The sequence below is a fragment of the Streptomyces sp. E2N166 genome (genome assembly GCF_003671715.1).
GTDB classification, from domain to species: Bacteria; Actinomycetota; Actinomycetes; order Streptomycetales; family Streptomycetaceae; genus Streptomyces; species Streptomyces thinghirensis.
On the sequence record NZ_RAIF01000006.1, the window covers coordinates 1046376 to 1056821 of the forward strand.

A 10446-nucleotide genomic window follows, 5' to 3' on the forward strand; every position below is an offset into this window, starting at 1 on the left:
GTCCGCGGCTGCGGCCGGGGCGGCGGCAGCGGCACGGGGTCAGCCCCGCCGGCCTCCTCCGGCCGGGCCCCGCCCCCGGGGAGCGCTCCCGGCTCCGTGCCCAACAGGGCCTGCGGCACGACCAGTACGGCCTGGACACCGCCGTAGATGTTGGTCTGCAGGCGGACGGTGATGCCGTGCCTCTTGGCGAGCTGGGAGACGACGTACAGCCCGATGCGGCCGTCAGCGAGCAGGCGGGCCACGTTGACCTGGTCGGGGTCGGCGAGCAGGGCGTTCATCCGGCTCTGCTCGCCGACGGGCATGCCGAGACCGCGGTCCTCGACCTCGACGGCGAGGCCCGAGGTGACGAGATTGGCGCGCATCAGCACCTGGGTCTGCGGGGCGGAGAACAGGGTGGCGTTCTCGACGAGTTCGGCCAGCAGGTGGATGACGTCGGCGACGGCGTGGCCGCGCAGGGTGCCGTCGATCGGCGGGACCAGCCGGACGCGCGAGTACTGCTCGACCTCGGCGATGGCCGAGCGGAGCACCTCGGTCATGTCGACGGGGTTGCTCCACTGCCGGCGTGAGACGGCGCCGCCCATCACGGCCAGGTTCTCGGCATGGCGGCGGATGCGGGTGGCGAGGTGGTCGACGTGGAAGAGGCCCTTGAGGAGGTCGGGGTCCTCGATCTCGTTCTCCAGCTCGTCCAGGATGGAGATCTCCCGGTGCACCAGCGACTGCAGGCGCCGGGCGAGGTTGACGAAGACCTCCAGTTTCTGTTCGCTGCCCGCCTGGCTGGAGAGCTGGGCGGCCCGGACGACGGCGGTGACGGCGCCGTCGTGGGCGCGGGACAGGTCGGCGGCGAGCAGTTCGAAGTCGTCGGCGTCGTCCGGCGGTCCACCGCGCGGTTTGCGCTGGGGCGGGGTCTCGCCGCGGCGCAACGCCTCGACCACGGCGCGCAGATCGCCCTCCGAGCGCGCGGTGCTGCGGCGCAGGGCGCCCACGCGGTCGTGCACGGACCGCGCGGCGCGGTCGGCGGCGACGGCGGCGATGACGACGGCCGCGAGGGTCACCGAGACCGCCCCCGCGAGCACGCACCACAGGACGAGGCCGGGCCGGGCGCCGGTGGACCGAACGGTGAACAGGACGACCGCGCAGGCGCCGAGGGGGTGGCCCAGGGCGATCGCCCCGCCGTGCACGTTCACCCGGTCGAGGTCGGCACCGGTCTCCTGCTGCCAGGCCAGCACCACGCTCGCGAAGGCCTCGTTGACCTCGAACAGGTCGATGTCGCCGAGGGAGAGCGACGCCCTGCGCAGCACCTTCTCGGTGGCCGGGACCACGCCCGTCAGCATCAGCAGCGGGTCGGAGCCCGTGACGGCGAAGCTGTGCAGGCGGGCGAGCGGGCGCAGGCCGAGGCGGGCGGCGGTCTCGCCCGACGTGATCAGCACGGCCGATGCGCCGTCGTTGACCGGACTGGCGTTGCCGGCGGTGACGTTCCACTCGATCTGCGGGAAACGCTCGGCGAAGGCCGGGTCGTGGTAGGCGGACTTGAGGCCGGCGAGGACCTCGACGCTGCTGGCGGGGCGTACGCACTCGTCGCGCGAGACGCCGTCGAGGGGCGCGATCTCGGCGTCGAAGCGGCCGGCGTCCCAGGCCTCGGCGGCCTTGTGGTGGGAGGCGACGGCGAAGGTGTCCATCCGCTCCCGGGTGAGCGACCACTTGGCGGCGATCAGCTCGGCGCTGACGCCCTGCGGAACGAGTCCCTCAAGGTAGCGGGCGGCGACGCCGGGGCCGAAGGGGTCCGTGCCGGACGGCACGTTGGACCACATGGGCACCCGGCTCATCGACTCGACCCCGCAGGCGACGACGAGATCGTACGCCCCGGCCATGACGCCCTGCGCGGCGAAGTGGACGGCCTGCTGGGAGGAACCGCACTGGCGGTCCACGGTGGTCGCGGGGACGGACTCGGGGAAGCCGGCCGACAGGAGGGCGTAGCGGGTGGTGTTCATGGCCTGCTCGCCGACCTGGTCGACGGTGCCGCCGATGACGTCGTCGATCAGCACCGGGTCGACACCCGAGCGTTCGACGAGGGTCCGCAGAGTGTGCGCGAGGAGCTCCACGGGATGGACGTGCGCGAGGGCGCCGTTCGCCCTGCCCTTGCCCATGGGGGTGCGTACGGCTTCGACGACGACTGCGTCACGCATGGTGCGGACCTCCGATGGCCGGCGACTACCAGTGAGTAGGAAATCTGGACTCACTATAGCTCCGTGAGTTGGAAAAACAAACCCTCACTTAGACTGATGTCATGGCCGCCGCCCCCAAGAACCCGCGCCCCTGCTCGATCGCCGACGCCCTGGCGCTCGTCGGCGAGAAGTACTCCCTGCTCGTGCTGCGCGAGGTGTGTCTCGGCAACGGCCGCTTCGACCAACTGGTGCGCAACATCGGCGCCCCGCGCGACATCCTCGCCACCCGGCTGCGGCGGCTCGTCGACGCGGGGATCCTGACCCGGCAGCCGTACAGCGAACGCCCGCAGCGCTTCGAGTACCGGCCCACCAGGGCGGGACTGGAGCTGGAGCCGGTCCTGATGACCCTCATGGAATGGGGCGACCGGCACCTGCGCGCGGACGACGACCGCCCCATGGTGATCGAGCACGCCTGCGGCAGCGAACTCGTCCCGCAGGTGACCTGCCGGGCCTGCGGCGACACCGTCCGGCACGAGGACCTGACCGCCCATCCGCAGGCCCCGGGCTGGACGGTGGCGGGCCCGACGGTGGCCCAGTAGCCCTCCCACCCCTGTGGGCCGATCTTCACTTTGGGGCGCTACGCTGCCCCTCGGCACGCCTGGTCCTGATCACCGCACACGGCGCTTCGGCGTGCCCGTCGCCCGTTTCTCGATCGGCACTTGGACCCCGTAACCTCATGTCTTGGTTTGAATCACTCATCCTCGGACTCGTCCAGGGGCTGACCGAGTTCCTCCCCGTGTCCTCCAGCGCTCACCTGCGCCTGACCGCGGCGTTCTCCGGCTGGCACGACCCGGGCGCGGCCTTCACGGCGATCACGCAGATCGGCACCGAGGCCGCCGTACTCATCTATTTCCGCAAGGACATCGGGCGGATCATCTCGGCGTGGACGCGGTCGCTCACCGACAAGTCGATGCGCCACGACCCCGACGCGCGCATGGGCTGGCTCGTGATCGTCGGCTCGATCCCGATCGGCGTGCTCGGCCTGACGCTGAAGGACCAGATCGAGGGCCCGTTCCGCGATCTGCGGATCACGGCGACCATGCTCATCGTCGTCGGTGTGATCATCGGCGTCGCGGACCGGATGGCAGCGCGGGACGAGAAGGGCGGCCGGCACCGCGCGCCCAAGCAGCGCAAGGAACTGGAGAACCTGAGCGTCCGGGACGGCCTGATCTACGGTCTCTGCCAGGCCGCGGCCCTCATTCCCGGCGTCTCCCGATCCGGGGCGACCATCAGCGGCGGCCTCTTCATGGGCTACCGCCGCGAGGCGGCGGCCCGGTACTCGTTCCTGCTCGCGATCCCGGCGGTGCTCGCCTCCGGCCTGTTCGAGCTCACGGACGCGATGGAGAGCGACCACATCTCCTGGGGCCCGACGGTGTTCGCGACGATCATCGCCTTCGCCACCGGGTACGCGGTCATCGCCTGGTTCATGAAGTTCATCTCGACCAGGAGCTTCATGCCGTTCGTCTGGTACCGCATCGCGCTCGGCGTCGTCATCATCGCCCTGGTCGCGACGGGTGCCCTCAGCCCGCACGCCGCGGAGTCGTCCGGCTGACCGCAACCGCTTCTGTAGCCGTCCGGTAGCGCACTGTCAGTGCTTGCCCCTAGGCTTGTCCGCATGTCCCCCAATTCCGTGACTCCTGGTTTCGTGCGGTCCGCCGCGGAGCTGAACGATCAGATCCGTGCCCTGTGGCGGCGCGCGGGCGGGACCCTGTCGGCGCAGGAGCGTGTGGAGTACGAGTTGCTGGTGGTCGAGTGGGCGACCGCGATCCGCGGCGAGGTCATCGAGGCGGCCTGACCGGCCGGGGCGGTCAGCGCCCGCCGGCCACCCTGAGCACCGTCCCCGTCGTGTACGACGCGTCCGGCGACATCAGCCAGGAGATCGCCGCGGCGATCTCCTCCGCCCGTCCCGCCCGGCCCAGCGGAACCGCGGTCCCCATCCGCCGGGCACGCTCCGGGTCGCCCATCGCGGCGTGCATCTCGGTGTCGATGACCCCGGGGGCGACCGCGTTGACGCGGACGCCGTCCGGGCCGAGCTCCTTGGCCAGGCCCACGGTCAGGGCATCGACGCCCGCCTTGGTCGCCGCGTAGTGCACGTACTCCCCCGGGCTGCCGATGGTCGCGGCGCCCGACGACACGTTCACGATCACACCGCTGCCCCGCGCGGTCATCAGCTGCGCGGCGCGCCGGGCGCACAGCAGCACGCCCAGCAGATTGACGTCCAGGACCCGGCGCAGGTTCGCGGCGTCGCTGTCGGCGAGCCGCCCCAGCGGCCCGGTCACCGCCGCGTTGTTCACCAGCCCCGTCACCGGTCCCAGCCGCTCCTCCGCGACCGCGAAGAGCCGCTCGACATCGGCCTCGACCGACGTGTCCGCCCGGACCGCGAGACCGCGGCCGCCGGCCTCGCGCACTCCCGCGACGACCGCCTCCGCCGCCGCCGAGTCCCGCACATAGCCCACGACGACGTCGTGCCCGTCGGCCGCGAGCCGCAGGCAGGCCGCAGCCCCGATCCCCCGGCTGCCGCCGGTGACCACCGTGACGGGACGCTTCATGAGTACCTCCAGCAGAGATCTTCGTGGGACCGACGGGCGCTGCCGCCCGTTGATTTGATCGATCATCGATCATGTTAAGCGAGGTCACGCTTCCCCGGACCCGGACATCCGATGTGATCAACTGCAATCCGCCCTCGTCGAGCGCGCACACTGAAGAGACCACGGGGTAGGGAGGCGCCTATGAAGACGCTCGACCGTCGGCTCGCCTCCACGTGGCGGCGCTCGGCCGCCGCCGCGGTCGCCGGCGCGCTGCCCGTGCTCGCCTTTCCGGGTCCGGCCCTGTGGTGGTGGGCCTGGGTCGCCCTGGTGCCCTGGCTGCTGCTGGCCCGTACCGCGCCGACCTGGAAGCGGGCGGCGTACGACGGGTGGTGCGGCGGCTTCGGGTTCATGCTGGCCATGCATCACTGGCTGCTGCCCAACCTGCATGTGTTCACGTTCGTCATCGCCGCGCTGCTCGGCGCGCTGTGGGCGCCGTGGGGCTGGCTGGTGCGCCGGCTGCTGGGCGGGACGCCCTCGGTCCGCGGGGTCGCAGCGTCGCTCGTGGTACTGCCGTCGGGCTGGCTGGCGGTGGAGCTGGTCCGTTCCTGGGAAGGGCTCGGCGGCCCCTGGGGCGTCCTCGGCGCGAGTCAGTGGCAGGTGGCGCCGGCGCTGCGGCTCGCCTCGGTGGGCGGGGTGTGGCTGCTGAGCTTCCTGGTCGTGGCCGTCAACGTCGCCGTCGCCGTGCTCGTCGCCGTCCGCCGCGCCCGGGTGCCCGCACTGGCCGGGCTGGTCGCCACCGCCGCCGCCACCTCCGCGGCCTGGGTCTGGTCACCGCGCCCCGACACCGACGAGCGGGTCGCGATCGCCGTCGTGCAGCCCGGCATCGTCGCCGGCCGGGACAGTGCCGACCGGCGCTTCGACCGCGAGGAGGAGCTGACCCGCCGGCTCGCCGACCGGGACCCCGACCTGATCGTCTGGGGCGAGAGCAGCGTCGGCTTCGACCTGGACGACCGGCCCGACCTGGCACGTCGGCTCACGGCGCTGTCGCGGGAGACCGGCGCGGACATCCTGGTCAACGTGGACGCGCGGCGCTCCGACAAGCCCGGCATCTACAAGAGTTCGGTGCTCGTCGGCCCCGACGGTCCGACCGGCGAGCGGTACGACAAGATGCGCCTCGTGCCGTTCGGCGAGTACGTCCCGGCCCGCTCACTGCTCGGCTGGGCCACCTCTGTCGGCGAGGCGGCGGGCGAGGACCGCAGGCGGGGCTCCGAGCAGGTGGTGATGGACGCCGGGGACGGGCTGCGGCTCGGCCCGATGGTGTGCTTCGAGAGCGCGTTCCCCGACATGAGCCGTCGGCTCGCCGCCGACGGCGCCGAGGTGCTGCTCGCCCAGTCGTCGACGTCGACCTTCCAGCACACCTGGGCGCCCGAGCAGCACGCCTCGCTCGCCGCGCTGCGCGCCGCCGAGACCGGCCGCCCGATGGTGCACGCGACCCTGACCGGCGTCTCCGCCGTCTACGACGCGAACGGCGCCCGGATCGGGTCGTGGCTCGGCACCGACGCGAGCGCGTCGCGAGTGTACGAGGTGCCGCTCACGCACGGCAGCACGCCGTACGTCCGCTACGGCGACTGGACGCCGCACGCGGCACTGCTGATCCTCGCGGCCTGGGCCGCCACCGAGGGTGTACGGGCGGTGCGGCTCAGGCGGAGCGCTCCGCCACCGCCCGCACCACCCGCTCGCACAGCTCATGGGTCTCAAGCGCGTCCCGGGCACTGAGCACCTTGCCGGCGCGCACGGCGTCGAGGAAGGCGAGCACCGCCTGCTCGATGCCGCGCTGGCGGGCCACCGGGACCCAGTCACCGCGCCGCCGCACGGACGGCTGGCCCTTGTGGTCGATCACCTCGGCGAGGTTGACCACCTGGCGCTTGGTGTCCTGGCCGGAGACCTCGAGGATCTCCTCCGCCGAACCGCTGAGCCGGTTCATGACGCCGAGCGCGGTGAAGCCGTTCCCGGCGAGCTGGAGCACGACGTGGTGGAGCAGGCCGTCCCGGACACGGGCGCGGACCGTCACGTCGTCGACCTGTCCCGGCGCCAGGAAGCGCAGCGTGTCGACGACGTGGATGAAGTCGTCGAGGATCATCGTGCGCGGTTCCTCGGGCAGGCCTATGCGGTTCTTCTGCATGAGGATCAGCTCGCGCGGGTGCTCGGCGCACTGCGCGTACCCGGGGGCGTGGCGCCGGTTGAAGCCGACGGCGAGGCTGGTGCCACGTTCCTCGGCGAGGGCCACCAGGCGCTCGGAGTCGGCGAGTTCGTAGGCGAGCGGCTTGTCGACGTAGGTCGGGACGCCGGCTTCGAGGAGCCGGGTCACGATCTCGGGGTGGACGGCCGTCGGCGCGTGCACGAAGGCGGCGTCGAGACCCTCGGCGAGGAGCGAGTCGAGGCCGGCGTGGCGCTGCCCGTCCGCGAGGCGCAGTCCGTCGGCGACGCGGTTGAGCGTCGCGGGGGTACGGGTCTGCAGGTGCAGTTCGACCCCGGGCAGTGTGGCGAGTACCGGCAGGTATGCCTTCTGCGCGATGTCGCCGAGTCCGATGACGCCGACCTTCACGGGATGTGCTCCTCTAACGCTCGCCGACCTGGGTCTGCTGGGAGCATACGGCTTCCCCCGCTCTCGGCCTCGCTCGAGCGGGAGGGGCCCCCGTCGGGGGCCGCCAGTCGGCGATGCCGTCGAAGCCGCGCAGGAAGAGGGCCGGTCCGGCCTTGGACAGCGCGGCGATCACGGTGTCGCGTACGGCGGTCCCGGCTCGGTTGGTCATCAGGCTGAGCCGGGCGACCCTGACGGCCTGGCGGACGACGCCGGTCGTACGGGGCAGACGCGCGGCGGTGTAGGCGGCGAGGTCGTCGTGGTGGTGGGCGAGCACGATCGCGTCCTCGACGGCCTGATTGCCGCCCTGGCCGAGGGTCGGGGGCATGGCGTGCGCGGCGTCCCCCAGCAGGGCGACCCGGCCTTGGTGGTACGCCGGCGGCGGCTCGGCGATGTGGTGCACGTCGTGGCGCAGGACGTCCTCGGGGCGGGCGGCGGCGAGGACGGCGGGGATCGGATCGTGCCAGTCCCCGTACCGGTGCAGCAGCTCCGCCTTCTCGTCGGCCGCGTGTCCGCCCGCCGGGGCGATCGCGGCGGCGTAGGCGTAGACCCGCCCGTCCTTGAGCGGGTGCGTGCCCCAGATGCGGCCCCGGCCCCAGGTCTCGTGGGAGGCGAACTCGGCGCCGGGCACCGGGATCACCACGCGCCAGGTGGTGAAGCCGGAGTAGACGGGCCCCGGGTGGTGCGGGAACAGCGTGCCGCGTACGGAGGAGCGGATGCCGTCGGCTCCGACGACCAGGTCCGCCTCCAGCTCGCCTTCGGGGGTGCGCACCCTGGCCGGCCGGGCGCTGTCGCCGGGATCGGCGAGGATCGCGTCGGCGGCGGTGCGGACGGTGTCGGACGGAAGTCGCGCGGCCAGCCGGTCGATGAGGGTGGCCCGGTGCAGCAGCACGAGCGGGCCCCCGAACCGGGCCGCCGCGGCCTCGGCGCTGGTGCGGGAGATCCAGCGCCCGCCCGGCGTGCGCAGGCCCGCGTCGCCCTGCCAGGCGGCCAGGTCGCGGATCTCGTCGCCGAGGCCGATGACGTCCAGGGCGCGCAGGGCGTTGGGCGACAGGGAGATGGCCGCGCCGATCGGCTGGAGCGAGTGGGCGCGTTCCAGGACGGTGACCCACAGGCCGCGGCGGTGCAGGGCCACCGCCGCGGTCAGCCCTCCGATGCCGCCGCCGATCACGACGGCCCGCCGCGTCAGTGTCATGGCTCCTCCTCGCACTCGCCATCCGCTCACTACACCTGTAGTGAAGCCTTCGATCGCGACTGTACTACAGCCGTAGTGAAAGAGGTAGGTTGCTTTCCATGTCCGAAGGCACCCCACTCACCGCGTCCCCCGCCGGCGCCACCCGCGCCGGCCTCGTGGCCGACGCCGCTCTCGCCCTGCTCGCCGAGCGCGGGATGCGCGGGCTCACGCACCGTGCGGTCGACGAGGCGGCCGGACTCCCCCAGGGCTCCACGTCCAACCTGGCGCGGACCCGGCAGGCGCTCCTGGAACTGGCCGTGCGGCGCCTGGCCGACCGGGAGGCGCGGGTGCTGGGGCTGGACGAGATGCCGGACCCGCGCCACGGCCTGGACTCGCTGGTGGACGCGCTGGCACTGGCGACACACCGCGCCCTGACCCGCAACCGCGAGCTGACGCTGGCCCGGTACGAACTGGCCCTGGAGGCCACGCGCCGCCCGGAGCTGCGAGCCCACTTCGACGCGGCGGGCGCCCGCTTCCGTGAGCAACTCGGCGCCCTCGTCACGGCGATGGGCTCGGCCGACCCGGCACGCCACGTGCTGTCGCTGGTCGCCTGGGCGGACGGGCTGATGTTCAGCTGCGTGGCCGGGACCTTCCACGCTCAGGTGCCGAGCCTCCACGAGGTACGGGCCGGTCTGCGCGAGGTGCTGGACGGCATGCTGGGCGGCTGAAATCTCCTGGTGGGCGGGTGTCTTCATCGGCGAGGATGCCGAGATGACAACCGAACGCCGCGAACCAGCCGCCGACGCCGACGAACGCAGCATGCTGGAGGGCTGGCTGGAGTACCACCGGCAGACCCTCGCGTGGAAGTGCGAGGGCCTCACCGACGCCCAGCTCAGGACCGCCGCCGTGGCCCCGTCCACGCTGACCCTGATGGGGCTGGTGCGGCACATGGCGGAGGTGGAGCGGAGCTGGTACCGCAGGGTGCTGGCGGACGAGGACGCGGACCCGATCCACTACAGCGACGAGAACCCGGACGGCGAGTTCCTGGTGACCGAGGCGGACACCTGGCAGGAGGCCCACGCCACCTGGCAGGCCGAGATCGAGGCCGCCCGGCGCAACGCGGCCGGCGTCCCCCTCGACGCGCCTACCCGCGGCCTGCACCGTCGCACCGGCGAGCGCTACACCCTGCGCTGGATCCACACCCACATGATCGAGGAGTACGCCCGCCACAACGGGCACGCCGATCTGATCCGCGAGAGTCTCGACGGCGCCACGGGCGACTGACGTCACCCTCGGCGGCCCCGGGGCCTCCGTACGGGGCCGGAGATCACCCGTGCGGGGCAACCTCCGCTTGTCCGGCGCCCGTGCACGGGGCGCGACCCAGCAGAGTGGCGCGGGTGCATCGAACGACGACCACCGCAACGCTCCTGGTGACCGTGGCGGTCTCGGCCCTGACCGGCTGTACGACGGTCCAGGGCCCGACCGCGGCCGACCCGTCGGCGGCGGGCGCCCGCTCATCGGCGCCGCGCCCGGACGGCCCGTCCGTGCCTCGGGTCGTGCAGGCCCCGGCCCGTGAGGCGCTGGAGATGATCGGCCCCTCCCGGGCCCCGGACCACGCCTCCGGCGAGCCGCGCCGTACGACGCCCCCGGCGGCGGCCCCACCGCAGCGGAAACCCGCCGCCCCCCGCGCCCGTCCGGAACAACGACCTCGGACCGCACACCCCGGGACACCGGAGCGGGAGCAGGGCCGGGAGCGATCTCGCGTCGAGGTCCCCGACGTGCCCCGGCCGACCGGCCGGGGCACCGGCGAGAACGCCGACGTGTGCTCGCTCGGCAAGCAGTACGGCGGCTGGCGACCGGGCAGCCCGGAGGCGGTCATCT

At 73.0% G+C, this 10446-nt stretch carries 11 protein-coding genes and 1 pseudogene; 7 read left to right on the forward strand and 5 right to left on the reverse strand.

Annotated features, from left to right (window positions below; translation table 11 throughout):
• Together EBH09_RS39930 and EBH09_RS39935 are read right to left on the reverse strand one after the other, a co-directional pair.
• A partial coding sequence (locus tag EBH09_RS39930; RefSeq protein ID WP_345940927.1) for an ATP-binding protein occupies positions 1-581 on the reverse strand: 581 nt, incomplete at its 3' end.
• A 546-nt stretch (positions 582-1127) separates the two neighbouring features.
• A pseudogene (locus tag EBH09_RS39935) lies at positions 1128-2183 on the reverse strand (thiolase family protein); the annotation flags it as partial.
• Between the two features lie 101 nt (positions 2184-2284).
• Between EBH09_RS39935 and EBH09_RS05090 the strand changes: the two are divergent.
• From EBH09_RS05090 to EBH09_RS05100, 3 genes are all read left to right on the forward strand, one after another.
• Complete coding sequence (locus EBH09_RS05090; protein ID WP_121745766.1) at positions 2285-2761, forward strand: helix-turn-helix domain-containing protein; 477 nt, start codon at positions 2285-2287, stop codon at positions 2759-2761.
• Between the two features lie 137 nt (positions 2762-2898).
• Positions 2899-3774 carry an undecaprenyl-diphosphate phosphatase gene (locus tag EBH09_RS05095; RefSeq protein ID WP_121745767.1) on the forward strand — a complete coding sequence of 292 codons (876 nt, stop codon included), beginning with the start codon at positions 2899-2901 and terminating at the stop codon, positions 3772-3774.
• Between the two features lie 63 nt (positions 3775-3837).
• Complete coding sequence (locus EBH09_RS05100; RefSeq protein ID WP_121745768.1) at positions 3838-4017, forward strand: hypothetical protein; 180 nt, start codon at positions 3838-3840, stop codon at positions 4015-4017.
• Between the two features lie 13 nt (positions 4018-4030).
• Here EBH09_RS05100 and EBH09_RS05105 read toward each other — a convergent pair whose 3' ends face one another.
• Positions 4031-4771: an SDR family oxidoreductase gene (locus tag EBH09_RS05105; RefSeq protein ID WP_121745769.1), complete on the reverse strand. Its 741-nt coding sequence runs from the start codon at positions 4769-4771 to the stop codon at positions 4031-4033.
• 180 nt (positions 4772-4951) lie between these two features.
• On the opposite strand from EBH09_RS05105, the gene lnt reads away from it, so the two are divergent.
• Complete coding sequence (gene lnt, locus EBH09_RS05110) at positions 4952-6526, forward strand: apolipoprotein N-acyltransferase (RefSeq protein ID WP_121745770.1); 1575 nt, start codon at positions 4952-4954, stop codon at positions 6524-6526.
• Here lnt and EBH09_RS05115 read toward each other — a convergent pair.
• Both EBH09_RS05115 and EBH09_RS05120 read right to left on the reverse strand, forming a co-directional pair.
• Positions 6450-7355, reverse strand: a complete 906-nt coding sequence (locus tag EBH09_RS05115) for a Gfo/Idh/MocA family oxidoreductase (protein WP_121745771.1) — start codon at positions 7353-7355, stop codon at positions 6450-6452. The two genes, lnt and EBH09_RS05115, sit on opposite strands and share 77 nt — an antisense overlap.
• Before the next feature lie 13 nt (positions 7356-7368).
• The gene (locus tag EBH09_RS05120) at positions 7369-8586 is read right to left on the reverse strand and encodes an FAD-dependent monooxygenase (RefSeq protein WP_121745772.1); all 1218 of its coding nucleotides are present in this window, start codon (positions 8584-8586) and stop codon (positions 7369-7371) included.
• Positions 8587-8684: 98 nt separating this feature from the next.
• Between EBH09_RS05120 and EBH09_RS05125 the strand changes: the two genes are divergently transcribed.
• From EBH09_RS05125 to EBH09_RS05135, 3 genes are all read left to right on the forward strand, one after another.
• The gene (locus EBH09_RS05125) at positions 8685-9293 is read left to right on the forward strand and encodes a TetR family transcriptional regulator (protein ID WP_121745773.1); all 609 of its coding nucleotides are present in this window, start codon (positions 8685-8687) and stop codon (positions 9291-9293) included.
• Positions 9294-9336: 43 nt separating this feature from the next.
• On the forward strand, positions 9337-9849 hold the full coding sequence (locus tag EBH09_RS05130) for a DinB family protein (protein ID WP_121745774.1): 513 nt from the start codon (positions 9337-9339) through the stop codon (positions 9847-9849).
• Positions 9850-9962: 113 nt separating this feature from the next.
• Positions 9963-10446, forward strand: a 484-nt coding sequence (locus EBH09_RS05135; RefSeq protein WP_345940922.1) for a hypothetical protein, incomplete at its 3' end; no start/stop codon positions are given.

What these genes read in the sequence shown, in the direction of transcription:
- EBH09_RS05120 (WP_121745772.1), bottom strand. Translation starts at nt 8,586, where the DNA reads ATGACACTGACGCGGCGGGCCGTCGTGATCGGCGGCGGCATCGGAGGG.
- EBH09_RS05130 (WP_121745774.1), top strand. Translation starts at nt 9,337, where the DNA reads ATGACAACCGAACGCCGCGAACCAGCCGCCGACGCCGACGAACGCAGC.
- lnt (WP_121745770.1), top strand. Translation starts at nt 4,952, where the DNA reads ATGAAGACGCTCGACCGTCGGCTCGCCTCCACGTGGCGGCGCTCGGCC.
- EBH09_RS05090 (WP_121745766.1), top strand. Translation starts at nt 2,285, where the DNA reads ATGGCCGCCGCCCCCAAGAACCCGCGCCCCTGCTCGATCGCCGACGCC.
- EBH09_RS05100 (WP_121745768.1), top strand. Translation starts at nt 3,838, where the DNA reads ATGTCCCCCAATTCCGTGACTCCTGGTTTCGTGCGGTCCGCCGCGGAG.
- EBH09_RS05105 (WP_121745769.1), bottom strand. Translation starts at nt 4,771, where the DNA reads ATGAAGCGTCCCGTCACGGTGGTCACCGGCGGCAGCCGGGGGATCGGG.
- EBH09_RS05095 (WP_121745767.1), top strand. Translation starts at nt 2,899, where the DNA reads ATGTCTTGGTTTGAATCACTCATCCTCGGACTCGTCCAGGGGCTGACC.
- EBH09_RS05125 (WP_121745773.1), top strand. Translation starts at nt 8,685, where the DNA reads ATGTCCGAAGGCACCCCACTCACCGCGTCCCCCGCCGGCGCCACCCGC.